This is a genomic window from Stenotrophomonas rhizophila (genome assembly GCF_000661955.1).
GTDB lineage: Bacteria > Pseudomonadota > Gammaproteobacteria > Xanthomonadales > Xanthomonadaceae > Stenotrophomonas > Stenotrophomonas rhizophila.
Genome location: NZ_CP007597.1, coordinates 3,393,751 through 3,409,569, shown reverse-complemented (window position 1 = coordinate 3,409,569; position 15,819 = coordinate 3,393,751). Strand labels below are relative to the sequence as shown.

The 15,819-nt window shown below is 68.0% G+C and carries 18 protein-coding genes; 3 read left to right on the top strand and 15 right to left on the bottom strand.

Annotation, left to right across the window (positions count from 1 at the left end; genetic code table 11):
• Positions 1 to 5: 5 nt before the first annotated feature.
• From DX03_RS14690 to DX03_RS14645, 10 genes are all read right to left on the bottom strand, one after another.
• Positions 6 to 2,327 carry a catecholate siderophore receptor Fiu gene (locus tag DX03_RS14690; protein WP_038689913.1) on the bottom strand — a complete coding sequence of 774 codons (2,322 nt, stop codon included), beginning with the start codon at positions 2,325 to 2,327 and terminating at the stop codon, positions 6 to 8.
• Positions 2,328 to 2,488: 161 nt separating this feature from the next.
• Positions 2,489 to 2,881, bottom strand: a complete 393-nt coding sequence (locus tag DX03_RS14685) for a hypothetical protein (protein WP_185753326.1) — start codon at positions 2,879 to 2,881, stop codon at positions 2,489 to 2,491.
• A gap of 79 nt (positions 2,882 to 2,960) precedes the next feature.
• Positions 2,961 to 3,293: a non-heme iron oxygenase ferredoxin subunit gene (locus DX03_RS14680; RefSeq protein ID WP_038689910.1), complete on the bottom strand. Its 333-nt coding sequence runs from the start codon at positions 3,291 to 3,293 to the stop codon at positions 2,961 to 2,963.
• On the bottom strand, positions 3,290 to 3,826 hold the full coding sequence (locus DX03_RS14675; RefSeq protein ID WP_038689908.1) for a GNAT family N-acetyltransferase: 537 nt from the start codon (positions 3,824 to 3,826) through the stop codon (positions 3,290 to 3,292). Before DX03_RS14675 ends, DX03_RS14680 begins: the two co-directional genes overlap by 4 nt.
• Before the next feature lie 63 nt (positions 3,827 to 3,889).
• Positions 3,890 to 4,651, bottom strand: coding sequence for an energy transducer TonB (locus DX03_RS14670; RefSeq protein ID WP_185753360.1), 762 nt, complete (start codon positions 4,649 to 4,651; stop codon positions 3,890 to 3,892).
• Between the two features lie 167 nt (positions 4,652 to 4,818).
• Positions 4,819 to 6,075, bottom strand: coding sequence for a cysteine desulfurase (locus DX03_RS14665; RefSeq protein ID WP_038689906.1), 1,257 nt, complete (start codon positions 6,073 to 6,075; stop codon positions 4,819 to 4,821).
• A complete protein-coding gene (sufD, locus tag DX03_RS14660) occupies positions 6,072 to 7,334 on the bottom strand; it encodes a Fe-S cluster assembly protein SufD (RefSeq protein WP_038689903.1) in 1,263 nt (420 codons plus the stop codon). The genes DX03_RS14665 and sufD overlap by 4 nt, the downstream gene beginning before the upstream one ends.
• Positions 7,334 to 8,098 (bottom strand): Fe-S cluster assembly ATPase SufC, encoded by a 765-nt coding sequence (gene sufC, locus DX03_RS14655; protein ID WP_038689901.1) that lies wholly within the window; start codon positions 8,096 to 8,098, stop codon positions 7,334 to 7,336. Before sufC ends, sufD begins: the two co-directional genes overlap by 1 nt.
• Before the next feature lie 66 nt (positions 8,099 to 8,164).
• Positions 8,165 to 9,640, bottom strand: coding sequence for a Fe-S cluster assembly protein SufB (gene sufB / locus DX03_RS14650; RefSeq protein ID WP_038689899.1), 1,476 nt, complete (start codon positions 9,638 to 9,640; stop codon positions 8,165 to 8,167).
• A 16-nt stretch (positions 9,641 to 9,656) separates the two neighbouring features.
• Positions 9,657 to 10,109: an SUF system Fe-S cluster assembly regulator gene (locus DX03_RS14645; RefSeq protein ID WP_038689897.1), complete on the bottom strand. Its 453-nt coding sequence runs from the start codon at positions 10,107 to 10,109 to the stop codon at positions 9,657 to 9,659.
• Positions 10,110 to 10,284: 175 nt separating this feature from the next.
• On the opposite strand from DX03_RS14645, the gene DX03_RS14640 reads away from it, so the two are divergent.
• A complete protein-coding gene (locus tag DX03_RS14640; RefSeq protein ID WP_038689895.1) occupies positions 10,285 to 10,752 on the top strand; it encodes an SET domain-containing protein in 468 nt (155 codons plus the stop codon).
• A 123-nt stretch (positions 10,753 to 10,875) separates the two neighbouring features.
• Positions 10,876 to 11,418: a type 1 glutamine amidotransferase domain-containing protein gene (locus DX03_RS14635; protein WP_038689894.1), complete on the top strand. Its 543-nt coding sequence runs from the start codon at positions 10,876 to 10,878 to the stop codon at positions 11,416 to 11,418.
• A 69-nt stretch (positions 11,419 to 11,487) separates the two neighbouring features.
• Here the strand turns inward: DX03_RS14635 and DX03_RS14630 are convergent, their stop codons facing one another.
• From DX03_RS14630 to DX03_RS14615, 4 genes are all read right to left on the bottom strand, one after another.
• A complete protein-coding gene (locus tag DX03_RS14630; RefSeq protein WP_038689892.1) occupies positions 11,488 to 12,084 on the bottom strand; it encodes a DUF1439 domain-containing protein in 597 nt (198 codons plus the stop codon).
• Positions 12,085 to 12,183: 99 nt separating this feature from the next.
• Positions 12,184 to 12,738 carry a hypothetical protein gene (locus DX03_RS14625; RefSeq protein WP_038689890.1) on the bottom strand — a complete coding sequence of 185 codons (555 nt, stop codon included), beginning with the start codon at positions 12,736 to 12,738 and terminating at the stop codon, positions 12,184 to 12,186.
• 47 nt (positions 12,739 to 12,785) lie between these two features.
• Complete coding sequence (locus DX03_RS14620; protein WP_038689888.1) at positions 12,786 to 13,094, bottom strand: DUF3861 family protein; 309 nt, start codon at positions 13,092 to 13,094, stop codon at positions 12,786 to 12,788.
• Positions 13,095 to 13,588: 494 nt separating this feature from the next.
• Entirely contained in the window at positions 13,589 to 13,987 is a 399-nt protein-coding gene (locus tag DX03_RS14615; protein ID WP_038689886.1) for an HU family DNA-binding protein, read from the bottom strand.
• A gap of 376 nt (positions 13,988 to 14,363) precedes the next feature.
• On the opposite strand from DX03_RS14615, the gene DX03_RS14610 reads away from it, so the two are divergent.
• Complete coding sequence (locus tag DX03_RS14610) at positions 14,364 to 14,795, top strand: OsmC family protein (protein ID WP_038689884.1); 432 nt, start codon at positions 14,364 to 14,366, stop codon at positions 14,793 to 14,795.
• Between the two features lie 83 nt (positions 14,796 to 14,878).
• Here the strand turns inward: DX03_RS14610 and DX03_RS14605 are convergent, their stop codons facing one another.
• Positions 14,879 to 15,754 (bottom strand): PhzF family phenazine biosynthesis protein, encoded by an 876-nt coding sequence (locus DX03_RS14605; protein WP_038689882.1) that lies wholly within the window; start codon positions 15,752 to 15,754, stop codon positions 14,879 to 14,881.
• Positions 15,755 to 15,819 lie beyond the last annotated feature (65 nt).

Below are 15,819 nucleotides of genomic sequence, written 5' to 3'. Positions count from 1 at the left end.
ACGCATCAGAAGCGGTAGTCGGCGCTGAGCAGGAACGAGCGCGGTGCGCCCGGGGTGTAACGGTACCCGCTCTTGTTGATCGCAGCCACGTACTGCTTGTCGAACAGGTTGTAGGCGTTCAAGCGCACCACCAGGTGCGGGTTGATGGTGTACGAGGCCACCGCATCGTAGACCGTGTAGGACTTGGTGAATGCCGGGGTGCCCACCGCGCCATCGGTACCGCGGTGCATCTGGCCGGCATACCGCGCGCCACCGCCCAGGGTCAGGCCGAACGGGAAGGTATAGCTGGTCCAGCTGGTGAAGGTATCGCCCGGCGTGTAGGTCAGGTTGCGGGTGCCGTCGGCGGCAACGTTGGCGCCTTCCTCGACGTCGGTATCGAGGTGGCTGTAGCCGGCGCTCACCGACCAGTTGTCGGTGATGCGGCCCACCGTGGACACCTCGATGCCCTGAACCGACTTCTTGCCGGTCTGGGTGGGGTTGCCGGCATCATCGAGCACCTGGGTGTTGATCTCGTTGCTGACTTCGGTCTTGAACAGCGCCACGTTCAAGGCCAGTGCGTCGTCCAGGAAGCTCCACTTGGTGCCCACCTCGAACGTCTTTGCCTTCTGCGGATCCAGGCTGGGATTGTCGGCGCTGCTGGCCGAAGCGCTCAGCTGGAAATTGCTGCCACCGGGAGGCTGCTGCGAGATAGCGTAGTTGGCATACAGGCTGACCAGGTCATCGACCTTGTACACCGCGCCGACTTTCCAGTTGAGCAGGGTGTCCGACTGCGCCAGCGACGGATTGCGGATCACCGTGCCGACCGGATTGCTGCCACAGGCGGGGCCGCGCCCACCGCAGACCGACGCGCTCTGGTAGTCGGTCTTGTAGTGGTCTGCACGCAGGCCGGCGGTGAGCAGGAAGCTCTCGCCGATGGTGAGCGTGTCGAACAGGTACGCCGACGACGTCGTGGTCTTGCCATGACTGTCGGCGCCGTTGTGGGCCCAGGTCAGGCCGGTGGCGTTCCAGTCCGGTGCGTACAGGTTGGCCGCGGACCACACGCTGCCGCCGGTGGCGGCCTGCCCGAAACTCTTCAGTTCTTCGCGGGTGAACTCCAGGCCGGTGCTCAGGTTGTGCGCGACCGCAGCGGTGGTGAAGTCGGCGCGCAGGTTGAGCTGGTCGGTAAGGATGGTGTTCTGCTGGTCCTTGAAGGTCGGCAGGCTGCGCGCGAGGGTGTAGCTGCCCAGGTCGGCGGCCGTGGTGTAGCGGATGTTGCCGGTCGCCGCGCCATTGGCACCGCGGGTGCCGGTGCCCATGAAGGCGGTCAGCATGTAGTCCTGGTCGGTGCGGCCCCAACGTGCGGTGTTGGTCAGGCGGACGTTGTCGTTGACGTCGTGCTCGATGCGGAACGTGGCCATCTTCGCGGTGACGTCGTCGTGGTCGGCGCGGGTACCGTAGAAGTTCTCCGGGTCCACCGGGTGGCCGGCCAGCTGCTCCAGCGTGGGCTGCGGCGTCCAGCCCGGCAAGCCGAGGGTGGGCACGCCGCCGTCGGGCACGTTGTCCTGTTCCACGTAAAGCAGGTTCAGGTAGTAGCGCGTGGCCGTGCCCAGGCCGAACGCGAGCGACGGGGCGATGCCCCAGCGGCTGTTGTTGACGTGGTCGCGGCCGGGCTGGTCGTTGTCCTGCCACATGGCATTGAGCCGCAGCGCGCTGGTAGCGCCCAGGGTCTGGTTCCAGTCGGCGGTGGTGCGCGCCTGGCTGTCGGTACCCGCCGACACGGTGCCGGACACCGCGTCATGCAGGGTGGCCTGCTTGCTCACCATATTGATCGCGCCGGTGGGGGCGGAGCGGCCGTTGTCGGTACCGGCCGGCCCCTTGGCCACTTCCACCTGTTCGGTATTGAACACATCGCGCGAGATCGAGCCGATGTCGCGCACGCCATCCACGAAGATGCTGCTGGAGGTGTCGAAGCCGCGCATGAAAATGCTGTCGCCGGTATTGGTGTTGCCGTTCTCGCCCACGTAGAACGTCCCCACACCCGGACTGTTGCGCAGCGCATCGGTCAGCGTGGTGGCACCCTGCTGGTTGAACAGGTCGGCGGTGATCACCTGGATGGTCTGCGGCGTGTCCTGCAGCGACTGGGTGAACTTGGGCGAGGCGACCTTGTCGGCCTTGTAGCCGCGCACCCCGAGCACGTGCACCTGGTCCAGGGTCTGCGGCGTGGCGGTGCTGGACTGGGCAAGGGCTGTGACGGGCAGCGCGGCCAGGCCGAGGCCGGTGACCAGCCCGGCGGTGGCCAGGCAGGCGGCGCTGCGCGAAGAGGGAGAGTGCTTGCGGCTCTTGATCATGGAGGACGGTCCAGAAGGGCGAAGGTAGGCAGCAGGGGCATGCAGCGATCTGGCGGGCCGATCGGCGGTGCAGGCGGGGCAGGGCAGGGCGAACAGGCGCGGCCGCTGGCTGCGCGACGCGCAGGCAGGGCAGGGCCACCACGCGGTGCGTGGCAGCGGGATCAGGCGTGGGGAGGGGCGTGGCCGGGGTTGAGCCGCAGCGACGGTTCCATCCGCTGCCAGCGCAGCGCATCGGCCGGCCACAGCGGCACCACCGCCACCCAGGCGGTGCGGCGCAGGCGCAGGGTCACCCCCGCGGCGCTGGTGTCAGGATCGGCGCCGCCTTCGGTGGTGGCGGCCTGTTCACTGGCCGGGGGTTCGGGGCAGGGGACCGGTGTCTGCGGCAGCGTGGCGGTGGCATCGACAGGCGACAGGGACAGCGCGGACAGCGCCACGGTCGGCGGTGCCAGCGGGATGCTGGCGCGTGCGCCGCTCAGCCAGCCGGCGGCCAGCAGCACCACGCAGAGCGTGGCCCACAGGGCAGCAACACCGAGGGCGGAACGGGTGGCGGACACGGTTTACCAGGCAGGCGCGGCCGGGCGGCCGCGGTGCACATGGTAATGCTAGCGATTCGCATTTTCAAAACGCGGCTGTTCAGTCGCGGTCGTCGCGGGCCCAGACCCCGTCGTGTTCGCGCTTGACCGGGAACCTGGCCACCGGCGAATAGGCCGGGGCGCACAGGGCGCGGCCATCGCGGATGTCGAAACGGGCGCCGTGCAGCACGCATTCGATGCTGGCCTCGGCGGTGTCAAAGGTGCCCGAGGACAGCTCGAACTCGTCGTGGGTGCACTGGTCTTCCAGGGCGTACAGCTCGCCGTCCAGGTTGAACACCACGATCGGGGTACCGGTGACCTCGTCGAAGGTGCTTTTCATCTCGCCCGGCAGCAGGTCGGCGCTGGCGCAGACGTAGGTCCAGGTGTCGCTCACGCCGGGACCACCAGCGGCTTTTCCAGGATCTCAAAGCGCAGGTCGTCGCGCTTGGGGATGCCGAAGCGCTCATCGCCATACGGGAACGGCTTCTTGATACCGGTGCGCGCGTAGCCACGGCGCTCGTAGAAGGCGATCAGTTCCTCGCGCACGTCGATCACGGTCATCTGCATCACCGACACGCCCCATTCGCGGGCGGCGTGCGCCTCGGCGGCGTCCATCATCTGCTTGCCGATGCCGCCACCCTGCTGGGCGGGGTCGACCGAGAACATGCCGAAATAGCCCTTGCCGTTGTCGTCGGCCACGTGCGCGCAGGCCAGCAGGTGACCATCGCGCTCAGCCAGCAGGATGGTCGAACGCGGCTTGGCCAGGTCGGCCTGCAGGCCCTGCGCGTCGATACGGGCGCCGTCCAGCAGGTCGGCTTCGGTGGTCCAGCCGGCGCGGCTGGCGTCGCCGCGGTAGGCCGAGGTGACCAGGGTGATCAGGGCGGGGATGTCGGCGGCAGTGGCCGCGCGGAAGGTCAGGGTGCTCATGCCGCCCATTCTAGGCGGGGGGCGCGGCGCCGGGTAGGTACCGGCCGTTGGCCGGTACGCGCTTCACCGCATGAAAAACTCCACCGGGAACGACAGCTCCACCGGTGCCGGGCGCTCTTCCGGCACCTTGGGCAACGGCGCGGCGCGGCGGAAGGTTTCCAGCGCGGCCTGGTCCAGCAGCGGGAAGCCGGAGGTGGCTTCCAGCGAGAGCGCCAGCAGGCTGCCGTCGCGGGCCACGCTGACCCGCAGTTGGGCGATGCCTTCCTGGCGGCGCGCGCGGGCGGCGTTGGGGTAACGCCGGAAGCGCTCCAGGCGCGCCATTACCCGTCCCTCCCAGCTGTCGCGGCCGGGCGTGGCTTCGCTGGGGCCGGCGGGCAGCGGCGGGCTGGGCGGTGCGGCGGCAACCGAGGCCTCCTGCTGCTGGGGCGCGGGTGAGTCAGGGGTGGGCTGCGGTGGCGTAGGCGGCGGAATGACCCAGTTGGCAGCGGCGCGCGGCGGTGTCTGCGGCAGCGGGCGCGGCGGTTCGGGCTTCTGTTTGGCCACCGACGCGGCGGTGCTGGGCGTGGGCGCGGCGATCTCTTCCAGCGGCACTTCCGGTGCACGCGGCGGCAGCAGGATCAGCTGGGTGCGCTCGGCCGGCGGTGGGGGCAGGTTGGCGGGCGAGTAGGCCTGTGTCCAGAGCAGGGCAACGAAGACGCCCACATGGGCCAACGCTGTGATGCCGGCCGCCAGGGCACGCGCATGGCGTTCGCCGAACGCCGGCAGGCGGGGCGACAACGGCGGACCGAGGTGCGGCTGGCCCGTGCGAAGGAGGGGAGACGACATCGCCAAGTGCGCAAATGAGAAGTGTTCGCATTATCGCATTGTTGGGCCGCCGGCGCGCGCGCGTTGGGCTACGCTGCCCGGAGCGAACGTGGGGCCACCGGGAGCGCCGGAACGCAGAACGCCGCGATCTCTCGCGGCGTTCCGGGGGCGCCAAGCGTCGGTTGCCGTCAGCCCAGCAGCTTGCGCACCTTGTTCAACGCGGTGATGAAGCGCTCGATCTCGTCGTGCGTGTTGTAGAACGCCAGCGACGCACGGCAGGTCGCCGCCACCCCGTAGTACTGCAGCAGCGGGTGCGCGCAATGTTGGCCGGACCGCACGGCCACGCCTTCCAGGTCCAGCAGGGTGGCCAGGTCGTGCGAGTGGGCGCCTTCGATCAGGAACGACACCACCGCCGCCTTGTCTGGCGTGGTGCCGAAGATGCGCAGGCCGTCGATCTTGCCCAGTTCTTCGTTGAAGTGCGCCAGCAGCTCGGTTTCGCGTGTTTCCACGTGGTCCAGGCCGAGCGATTCAAGGTAGTCCACCGCCACGCCCAGGCCGATGAAACCGGCGATGTTCGGGGTGCCGGCTTCGAACTTGTGCGGGGCATCGTTGAACACAGTGCCCTCGAAGCTCACTTCCTTGATCATCTCGCCGCCACCGATGAACGGCGGCATCGCGTCCAGGTGCTCGCGGCGTGCCCACAGTGCGCCGGTGCCGGTGGGGCCACACATCTTGTGGCCGGTGATGGCATAGAAGTCGCAGCCGATGGCGGCCACGTCCACCTTGCGGTGCGGCACGGCCTGCGAACCGTCCACTACGGTGATGATGCCGCGCTTGCGCGCTTCCCGGCAGATCTCGCGGACCGGGTTGACCGTGCCCAGCACGTTGGACACGTGCGCCACGGCAAGCAGCTTGACCTCGGCGGTCATGGCACGGCGCAGGGCGTCCAGGTCGAGCGCGCCGTCGGGGGTGATTTCGGCCACGCGGATCGTGGCGCCGGTGCGCTCGGCCACCAACTGCCACGGCACGATGTTGGCATGGTGCTCCATGCGCGACACCAGGATCACATCGCCGGCCTTCAACCGCGGCAGGGCCCACGAATAGGCCACCAGGTTGAGCGCGAAGGTAGTGCCGCTGCACAGCACCAGTTCGTTGGCGCGCACGTTGAGGAAGCGCGCCAGCTTGGTGCGCGCGCCTTCGTAAGCATCGGTGGCCTCGGTGCCCAGCGCGTGCACCGCGCGGCTCACGTTGGCGTTGTAGCGGCGGTAGAACTCATCCACCGCGCCAATGACCTGCACCGGCTTCTGGCCGGTGTTGGCATTGTCGAAGTACACCAGCGGCTTGCCGTGCACTTCGCGCATCAACAGCGGGAAGTCCAGGCGGACGCGGTCCCAGTCCGGGGCCACCGCGGTATCGGGGGCCGGGCGCGCGGTGGAGAGGTTCATGCCACGCCTGCCTGGGCCAGGGCGATGTCGAGCTGGCGGCGCAGCTGTTCGGTCAGGCGGGCGTCCAGCGCGTTCAGCGGTTCATGGCAGAACGCCGCACTGAGCAGCTGCTGGGCCTGGTCGGCGGCCAACCCGCGCGAGCGCAGGTAGAACAGGGCGTTGGCATCGAGCTGGCCGACGGTGGCACCGTGGGCGGCCTTCACTTCGTCGGCGTCGATCACCAGCGTGGGCTGGGTATCGATCTCGGCGTCGGCCGACAGCAGCAGGTTCTTGTTGGACAGGTTGGCATCGGTGCCATCGGCGCCGGCGCGGATGTGGATGCCACCATGGAACACCACGCGGCTGCGGTTGGCCGCCACGCCACGCCACAGCATCTGCGAGCTGGTGTCGCGCGCGATGTGCTCGATGCCCAGGCGGGTATCGATATGGCGGCGGCCGTTGCCCAGCAACACGCCGTTGGCGGTGAGCTGGGCGTTGTCGCCTTCCAGGCGCACGTTGAGCTCGTGGCGGCTCAATGCGGCGCCCAGTTCCAGGTCGATGCGGCGGTACTGCGCGTTACGTGCGAGCACGGCGTCGGTGCGCAGCAGGGTAGTGGCGCGACCGCTGTCGGCCTGCACGCGGGCGTGCGAGAGCACGGCGTCCTGGGCCAGGTGCACGTGCACCAGGGTGTTGCCCAGGTGCGCGGCATCGCCCACATGCAGGTGGTGTTCGACCACGCCGAGCGCGGCACCGGCGCGCAGTTCGATCAGGTGGCGATGGTGCCAGGCCAGGTCGGTCTCGCCGGCCACGCTGATGAAGACCAGCTGCAGCGGCAGTTCGACCTGTGCGCCGTCTTCCACGCGCACCACCACGCCTTCATCGGCGAGGGCGGCGTTGAGGCGGGCGAACACTTCGTCGCTGCGCTCGAAACGGCGGCCGAGAAAGCGCAGGGCTTCGTCGCCGGCGGCCAGCGCCGAGGACAGGGTCTGCAGCTGGATGCCGGCCGGCAGCGCGGCCACATCGCTCAGTGCCTGCGACGGACGGCCGTTGACGAACACCAGGCGCGGCGACGGAATGTCGGCCAGCAGCGCGGCATCGACGTCGGTGGCGGCCAGGGGCGCCGGGCTGAAGCTGCGGCGTTCCAACTGGCGCAGCGAGGTGTACTTCCAGGCTTCGGTACGCGGGCCGGGCAGGCCGGCCTGCAGGGCGGCGTCCAGTTCGGCGCGGCGCGCGTCGCTGCCGCAGAAGCCGCTGGCAAGGGAATCGAGCAGGGCGCTCATCAGACCGCTGCCTCCGGCACCACGCGGTCCTTCAGGAAGTGGTAGCCGTGGGCTTCCAGTTCCAGGGCCAGTTCCGGGCCGCCGCTCTGCACGATCTTGCCGTCGGCCAGCACGTGCACCACGTCCGGCTTGATGTAGTCGAGCAAGCGCTGGTAGTGGGTGATGACGATGAACGAACGGTCCGGCGAGCGCAGCGCGTTGACGCCGTCGGCCACGCTCTTGAGCGCGTCGATGTCCAGGCCCGAATCGGTTTCATCCAGGATCGCCAGCTTGGGTTCAAGCACGGCCAGCTGGAAGATCTCGTTGCGCTTCTTCTCGCCACCGGAGAAGCCTTCGTTGACGCCCCGGTGCAGCAGTTCGTCCTTCAGGTGCAGCACGGCCAGCTTCTGGCGCACCAGCTTGAGGAACTGCATCGAATCCAGTTCCTCTTCGCCGCGCGCCTTGCGCTGGGCGTTGAGCGCGGCGCGCAGGAAGTAGGTGTTGTTGACGCCGGGGATTTCCACCGGGTACTGGAAGGCCAGGAACAGACCGGCGGCGGCGCGTTCTTCCGGCGCCAGCTCGAGCAGATCGCGGCCTTCGAACTGCACGCTGCCCTCGCTCACGTCATAGCCGTCGCGGCCAGCCAGCACGTTGCCCATGGTGGACTTGCCGGCGCCGTTGGGGCCCATGATGGCGTGCACCTGGCCGGGCTTCACGTCCAGCGACAGGCCCTTGAGGATTTCTTTCTCGCCGATGCGGGCGTGGAGGTTGTCGATCTTCAGCATGATACGAATCCGGGGTAGCGCCACGCCATGCGTGGCTGAAAAATTCAAACGAAGGCGGCGGTGGGGTTAACCCACAGACCCTTCCAGCGACACTTCCAGCAGCTTCTTGGCTTCCACCGCGAACTCCATCGGCAGCTCGCGGAAGACCTGCTTGCAGAAGCCATCGACGATCATCGACACCGCGTTTTCCTGGTCGATGCCGCGCGCGCGGCAATAGAACAGCTGGTCGTCGGAGATCTTGGAGGTGGTTGCCTCGTGCTCCACCGTCGCGCTCGGGTTCTTGACCTCGATGTACGGGAAGGTGTGCGCGCCGGAGGTCTTGCCGATCAGCAGCGAGTCGCACTGGGTGTAGTTGCGCGCGCCGTCGGCGTTGCGGTCCACCTTGACCAGGCCACGGTAGGTGTTCTGGCCACGCCCGGCACTGATGCCCTTGCTGACGATCTTGCTCTTGGTGCGCTTGCCGATGTGGATCATCTTGGTGCCGGTATCGGCCTGCTGACGGTGATGGGTCAGCGCGACCGAGTGGAACTCGCCCACCGAGTCATCGCCCAGCAGCACGCAGGACGGGTACTTCCAGGTGATCGCCGAGCCGGTTTCCACCTGGGTCCAGGTGACCTTGCTGCGCGCGCCACGGCATTCGGCACGCTTGGTGACGAAGTTGTAGATGCCGCCGACGCCGTTCTCGTCGCCCGGGTACCAGTTCTGCACCGTGGAATACTTGATCTCGGCATCCTCCAGCGCCACCAGCTCGACCACCGCGGCGTGCAGCTGGTTTTCATCGCGCATCGGCGCGGTGCAGCCTTCCAGGTAGGACACGTACGCCTTGTCCTCGCAGATGATCAGGGTGCGCTCGAACTGGCCGGTGTGGCCGGCGTTGATGCGGAAGTAGGTGCTCAGTTCCATCGGGCACCGCACGCCCTTGGGAATGAACACGAAGCTGCCGTCGGAGAACACCGCCGAATTCAACGCGGCGAAGTAGTTGTCGCCAACCGGCACCACGGTGCCCAGGTACTGTTTGACCAGTTCCGGGTGCTCCTTGATGGCTTCGGACATCGAGCAGAAGATCACGCCCTTCTCGGCCAGTTCCTTGCGGAAGGTGGTGCCCACCGAGACCGAATCGAACACCGCATCCACGGCCACGCCGGCCAGCTTGGCGCGCTCGTGCAGCGGCACGCCCAGCTTGTCGTAGGTGTCCAGCAGTTCCTTGGGCACGTCGTCCAGCGAGGCGTACTTCGGGCCCTTCGGCGCCGAGTAGTAGCTGAGCGACTGCAGGTCGATCGGGGCGATCTGCAGCTTGGCCCAGTTCGGCATCGGCATGGTCAGGAAGTGGCGGTAGGCGTCCAGGCGCCACTGCGTCATCCATTCAGGCTCTTCCTTCTTGGCCGACAGGGCACGGATGGTGTCCTCGTCCAGGCCAGGCGGCAGCGAGTCCGATTCGATATCGGTGATGAAGCCGGCCGAATACTTGCGGCCAAGCTGCTCGTGGATCTCGCGGTTGGGGGTATCGCCGGTGGCGACGGTGTCGAGGATATCGGTGGCCATGGGGGCTGCCTGTGGATCAGGAGACGACATCGGCCGCGATCACGCGGCGCGAAGCATCAACAAGGGGAAGAGGGGGCAGGATCTGCGCCAGGCTGACCGCGCGCAGTGCTTCGGACACCACGTCGTTGATCAGCCGCCAGCTGCTGCGCGCGCCGCATTGCATCTCGCGCCCGCACTGGCTGTGCTCGTGGGCGCACTCGGTCAGCCCCAGCGGGCCCTCCATGGCTTCCACGATCTCGAACAGGGTGATCTGCTCGGCCGGGCGGGTCAGGCGGTAACCGCCGCGCACGCCGCGCAGGCCTTCCACCAGCCCGGCCTGGGCCAGCGGCTTGAGCAGCTTGCTGACGGTGGGCGGTTCAAGGCTGGCGAACTCGGCCAGTTCGGTCGCACTGAGCACTTCGCCCGGGCGGGCGGCGAGCACGGTCAGCACGACGGTGGCGTAATCGGTGAGTTTGGTGACGCGGAGCATGGGGAGGGTGGAATCGTAAAGCGGACTGAAATTGTACGCTTTTCTCCGCGGGCATCCAACCCACCCCGTTCAGGGGCGATCCGGCGAGGCGTTGCAGGGGCTGGGTGTCGCGTGGCTTTGGCAATCACAAAGATTAAGCGAGAATCGGGGCTTACCTTCCGCAACGGCCAGCCACATGCCCAAGAAGATCCAAGCCCGCAAGTCCTCCATCCACGGCAATGGCGTGTTCGCGCTGGCGCCGATCAAGCAGGGCGAGCGGGTCATCCAGTACAAGGGGTTGCTGCGCAGCCACGCCGATGTGGATGCCGATGATACCGGGGATGTCGAGAGCGGGCACACGTTCCTGTTCACCCTGAACGACGATTACGTCATCGATGCCAACTACAAAGGCAACGACGCGCGCTGGTTGAACCACAGCTGCGACCCGAACTGCGAAGCGGTGATCGAGGAAGCCGAGGGCGACAACCGCCGCGAGGACAAGGTGTTCATCGAGGCGATCAAGGACATCAAGCCGGGCGACGAGCTGACCTACAACTACGGCATCACCCTGGCCGAGCGCCACACCGCGCGCCTGAAGAAGATCTGGGAATGCCGCTGCGGGTCGAAGAAGTGCACCGGGACGATGCTGCAGCCCAAGCGCTGATCCGGCGGCGTGCGCGGGGTGCCGGTGGCTGCCGGCACTGCCCACGCGGCCTGCACATGCTGGTCACCGTTGCCCAATGCGCGGCGCGGCAGACTGAAGGCTCCTTTCTACCGGAGCCTTTCCATGGCACACGCACTCAACGGCAAGCAGGTGGCGATCCTGGCCACCGACGGTTTTGAACAGTCCGAGTTGCAGGAACCCAAGCGCCTGCTGGAAGGCTGGGGCGCCACGGTGACGGTGATCGCACCGGGCGATGCCAGCCAGATCCGCGGCTGGAAGGGCAAGGACTGGGGCGAATCGGTGGCGGTGGATCAGGCGCTGACGGCGGCGAAACCGGATGCGTACCACGCCCTGGTGCTGCCGGGCGGGGTGATCAACCCCGACACGTTGCGCATCGACACGCAGGCAGTGGACTTCATCAAGGCATTTGGCGCGTCGGGCAAGCCGGTCGCGGCGATCTGCCATGGCCCGTGGCTGCTGGTGGAATCGGGGTTGGCCAAGGGCCGCGCGGTCACCTCGTGGCCGTCGCTGAAAACCGACCTCACCAACGCGGGCGCGCAGTGGCGCGATGCCGAGGTGGTGGTGGACGGCAACCTGATCACCAGCCGCAAGCCCGATGACATTCCCGCGTTTTCCGACGCGGTGGCCAAGGCATTGGCCGGTTGATCGCGGCGGGGACCGACGGGGTGCGTACCGACGTGATGCGTACCGACCAACGGTCGGTACGCCCTTGCATCACTTGCCCAACATACCCGCCGGGACCAGCTTGCCCAGGTCCTGGTTGAAGGTCACCACCAGCTTGCCGTTCTCCACCTGCGCCGATTGCACCTGCAGCGCGCCGAGCACGCTGGCCACGGTGGGGTCGATCTTGTAGATCGGCTCGCGGCGCGCATAGTCGGTCAGCCAGGCATTGAGCAGGCTGCGCGTGCGCGAATCCAGGCGCCCGCCGTTGTTGGCCGGGGTGAAGTCATCCACGGTCGGCTGATCCAGGTGGAAGCCCTGGGTCTGGGCGTCGTAGCGCAGGCCACTGCTCAGTTTCACCTTGCCCAGCGCGGCCGGGGCACTGCCGGCCGTGGCCATGGCGACATCAAACCCCAGGTCCAGGCGGTTGCCCTGCGGCAGCGCCAGCTGCGGGTGGCTCATGGTCATGGCGATCAGGCCGCCGAGCGCATCCTGGGTGCGCGGGAAGCTGCCGTCCAGGTACTGCTGCACATCGCTGGCGCCTACCGACAACTGGCGACCGGACACACTCGGCGCCGCCTGCGCACCAACCGCGGCGGCGATCAGCACGGTGCATGCGGCGAGGCGGGACAACAACGGGCGTGCGTTCATGGGGGCGGGCCGTGGCGAAGGAGGAGACGCCAACGATAGCGCTTCCGGCTGAATCCAGCTTGGACGCCGCCTCGACGTGGCGCTGTCGTTGCCGGGCGGTCAGTCCAGTACCGGTTGCAGCGACGCGCCGTGGATTTCCCAGCCGCTGCCGTCGGCCCGCGGCTGCAGGCGGTACCAGCCCTGGAACCGCAACGTGCGCTCGCCGGTGACCACGCGGATCCGCACCGGTACTTCGCGCAGGCGCGAGGGCTGTGCGTCGTCGCGGGCGATGGGCAGGTCGCTGTCCATGCGCAGTGAGCGCACGTCGGCTTGTTCGGGGTGATCGGCGAGGCGGCGCAGCGCCGCGTCATCGGCGTGCGAGGCCGGCTGCCCGCCGCTCCAGAACGCGTCGGCGGTGGCACGGTCGCCCCGCATCAACGCATTGAAGTAGTCGCGCACCACGGTGCTCTCATCATCGGCGCCCGCGGCGACGGCACTCAGCGCCGCCAGCGGAGCCGCCGCCAGCGCGGTGGCGGTAGCCGGGGCGTGATCGGTGGCGGCGACGGGCGCATCGGCGGCCGGTGGCGCCGGGGGGGGAGTGCTGTCATCCCCGTGGCGCTGGCAGGAGCACCCACCCAGCAGGAGCAGCGGCAACAGGATCACGGCACGACGCATTGGACTCTCCCCGGGCAAGGGCAGAGTGTAGCGGCCTGTCGCAGTGATCAGGGTGCCTGCTGGATCGCCTCGAGCGCCTGCAGCACGTCGCCCAGCTGCGGCTGCAGCGCCGTCAGCGGGTGGCTCGGGTCCTGTGCGTGGCGGCGCGCCAGGTCGTGCAGCAGCTGGGTGGCGACGATGGCGGCGGCACGCTCGTCACCGCTCAGGCCGGTCTGGCGTCGCGCGATTTCCAGCAGGCGCATCCAGTCCTGCTGCGCGCGGTGTTCCAGTTCGATCGTGCAGCGTCCGCTGCACTGCAACCCGTCCTTCTCGATCGGGGTGACGGTAATGCGGTAGCGCTGGGAGGGGCTGGTCATGGCGGCAGGTGTTGGGGGGACGAACCCACCATAGGCGTGCCCGTGGCCGGCGGCGACGGGCGCCGCCGCACGCAGTGTTCCACCGTGTGCGTTCCACGCCGGCGCACGCGGCCGGAGATGGCCGTGGGCGCAGCGTTTGCGCGGCATGCGGGACGGTGTGCCCCAATTGGCAACGCTGTGTTTCGCTGCGTGCGAGGGGGGGCAAAGACCGCTTATTTCTCTCCTCGCTGGGGAAGACAGACGGCTGGCGCTGTTGCCTGCATCGGGACAGAGCCGGGATGGGTGATCCCCAAAGAGATTTGTTTGCGAATGCAGTGAACGCTCTGCGTTTCCGTGTCCCGCCCATCCCTCCGCACCTGCCCACACACGGTACCGTCCGCACTAGCCGCGCTGGTTCTGGCGCCATTCCAGCTGAGTGTTCCCAAACGAAAGACGCCAAAAAAGAACGGGACGGCCAAGGCCGTCCCGTTCGGGTGCTGCAGGAAACGCGCTGGTTAGAGCGCAGCGTCCTTGAGCTTCTTGAGCGGACGCACCTTCAGCTTGGTGGAAGCCGGCTTGGCGGCAAACCACTGCTCTTCCTTGGTGAACGGATTGATCCCCTTGCGCTTCGGCTTGGCCGCAACGCTGACGGTGGTGATCTTCAGCAGGCCCGGCAGGGTGAAGCTGCCCGCGCCCTTCTTGTGCACCGAAGCGGCGACGGCGCCTTCCAGCGAGGCGAGCACGGCGCGCACGTCCTTGGCGACAACGCCGGACGTTTCAACGATGTGTGCAACCAGACCAGACTTGCTCAGTACGTCCTTGATCGGCTTGGGAGCGGCCGGCTTGGCGGCTGCCTTGGTAGCGACTTTCTTTACTGCCTTCTTCGGGGCAGCCTTCTTAGCGGTCTTTGCCATGGTTTCCTGTTCCGTGAACGGTTGGTTGTTTGGTCGCGCCGAACCCGGTCGGCAAGCGAAATGTAGGCCAACCAGGCGGCGCCGCCAATAGGCAATCGCATAAAAGTTCGCGATTTCCTGCCTGCCGGTTACTGCAGTGCATCAGCACATGCCCGAAAAACAGGGCCGACGGTCGGTCCTGTGGCGTCGGTCAGGATCGCCTGGCGGCCTGCCGCTACCGCCCAAACCCCTTGAAAACAGCGGTTTTCCTGTTGCCGTGTGGTGCGGCGACGGGGCTTGGGTCAGCGCCCGGCGTGGGCGCGGCCGCCGGACCGACGCCGTGCTAACGCCGCCTCGTCCATGCTGGACCTGCCATTCATCCGCAGGAGACACACCGATGGGTATTTCGCGTCATGCCACCGCGCACTGGGAAGGTGACCTCAAGACAGGCAAGGGACAATTGAGCACGCCGCAGAGCGGCCTGCTGGACAAGACCCGGTATGCCTTCAGCAGCCGCTTTGGCGATGAGAAGGGCACCAACCCCGAAGAACTGATCGCCGCCGCGCACGCCGGCTGCTTCACCATGGCGCTGTCGGCCAAGCTCACCGAGGCCGGGTTCGTGCCGACCTCGCTGGATACCGAAGCCAAGGTGGATCTTTCCATGGAAGGCGGCCCGCAGCTGTCGCAGATCACCTTGAAGGTGAAGGCCGTGGTGCCCAACATCGACGCCACCCAGTTCCGGGCGATCGCCGATGACGCCAAGCAGAACTGCCCGGTGTCCAAGGCGCTGAGCGCAGTGCCGATCAGCATGGAAGCCGAGCTGGCGTAACGCCCGACGGCTGCTTCAGGGGTGCCGGCCAATGGCCGGCACCCGCAGGGCCGCGGTACCCGTAGGGCAGGCCGCGGCCGGTTCTACCAGTCCAGGGTGCCGCGGATCACGGTCTGCACCTGGCCGCCCGACCACACATCACCGTCCGCATCGATATACAGGCTGAGCCGCGCGTCGTGGCCCACTTCACGGCCCTGGCTCACCACGTAGCGGCGCCCTTCGCCGGGCAGCGCATTGCGGGTGTCCAGCCACGCGGCGAGCACCGCGTTGGCGGCCCCGGAGGCGGCGTCCTCGAAGCGGCGACCATTGCCGACGAACGCCCGCACCGCCAGGTCCCACGACTCGCCGGTGCTGCGCGCATAGGCGAACACACCCATGCTGTCGGTGCTTTCGGCCAGTGCGGCAATTGCGTCCCAGTCGGGCCGCAGCGCACGCAGGGTGGCCTCATCGCGCAGTTCCACCACCCACCAACTGCGTCCACCGGCCATGCGCGCCGGCGGCAATGCGCCCAGCGCCCAGCCGGCCAGTGCGGCCTGCAGGCGCGGGTCGCCCGGCTGTGCCACCTCGGCCACGCTGGCGCGCGGGGTGCGGATGGCGATGGTGCGGGCCGCGCCCGTGCCGTCCACCTGCAAGGGCAGCGTGCCAGCAATGCCGTCCTGGACCAGCACGCCGTCCACCGGCGCGGCCACCGCTTCCTCCAGCACCGCGTGCGCGGTGCCCACGCTGGGGTGGCCGGCGAAGGGGACTTCCTTCTGCGGGCTGAACATGCGCAGGCGGTAGCTGCTGCCGGGCGCCTCCGGTGCGAACACGAAGGTGGTCTCCGGCAGCCGGGTCCAGCGCGCGATGGCCTGCATCGCCGCCTCGTCCAGGCCTTCGGCGTCCAGCACCACCGCCAGGGGGTTGCCGGCGCCGGGGTAAGGGGAAAACACGTCCAACTGCAGGAAACGGCGGGAAGTCATGGCGTCAGGGTCTGCGAAACGGTCGGGCAGCTTACCAATCCGGGACGGCCCCGGGCCCGGTTTCG

Bases quoted from the DNA above. Each gene is read 5' to 3' on its own strand.
- DX03_RS14620 (WP_038689888.1), bottom strand. From the start codon at position 13,094: ATGACCAGCCCCTCCCAGCGCTACCGCATTACCGTCACCCCGATCGAG.
- DX03_RS14645 (WP_038689897.1), bottom strand. From the start codon at position 10,109: ATGCTCCGCGTCACCAAACTCACCGATTACGCCACCGTCGTGCTGACC.
- DX03_RS14625 (WP_038689890.1), bottom strand. From the start codon at position 12,738: ATGCGTCGTGCCGTGATCCTGTTGCCGCTGCTCCTGCTGGGTGGGTGC.
- sufD (WP_038689903.1), bottom strand. From the start codon at position 7,334: ATGAGCGCCCTGCTCGATTCCCTTGCCAGCGGCTTCTGCGGCAGCGAC.
- DX03_RS14640 (WP_038689895.1), top strand. From the start codon at position 10,285: ATGCCCAAGAAGATCCAAGCCCGCAAGTCCTCCATCCACGGCAATGGC.
- sufB (WP_038689899.1), bottom strand. From the start codon at position 9,640: ATGGCCACCGATATCCTCGACACCGTCGCCACCGGCGATACCCCCAAC.
- DX03_RS14690 (WP_038689913.1), bottom strand. From the start codon at position 2,327: ATGATCAAGAGCCGCAAGCACTCTCCCTCTTCGCGCAGCGCCGCCTGC.
- sufC (WP_038689901.1), bottom strand. From the start codon at position 8,098: ATGCTGAAGATCGACAACCTCCACGCCCGCATCGGCGAGAAAGAAATC.
- DX03_RS14675 (WP_038689908.1), bottom strand. From the start codon at position 3,826: ATGAGCACCCTGACCTTCCGCGCGGCCACTGCCGCCGACATCCCCGCC.
- DX03_RS14670 (WP_185753360.1), bottom strand. From the start codon at position 4,651: ATGTCGTCTCCCCTCCTTCGCACGGGCCAGCCGCACCTCGGTCCGCCG.
- DX03_RS14665 (WP_038689906.1), bottom strand. From the start codon at position 6,075: ATGAACCTCTCCACCGCGCGCCCGGCCCCCGATACCGCGGTGGCCCCG.
- DX03_RS14605 (WP_038689882.1), bottom strand. From the start codon at position 15,754: ATGACTTCCCGCCGTTTCCTGCAGTTGGACGTGTTTTCCCCTTACCCC.
- DX03_RS14610 (WP_038689884.1), top strand. From the start codon at position 14,364: ATGGGTATTTCGCGTCATGCCACCGCGCACTGGGAAGGTGACCTCAAG.
- DX03_RS14635 (WP_038689894.1), top strand. From the start codon at position 10,876: ATGGCACACGCACTCAACGGCAAGCAGGTGGCGATCCTGGCCACCGAC.
- DX03_RS14630 (WP_038689892.1), bottom strand. From the start codon at position 12,084: ATGAACGCACGCCCGTTGTTGTCCCGCCTCGCCGCATGCACCGTGCTG.
- DX03_RS14615 (WP_038689886.1), bottom strand. From the start codon at position 13,987: ATGGCAAAGACCGCTAAGAAGGCTGCCCCGAAGAAGGCAGTAAAGAAA.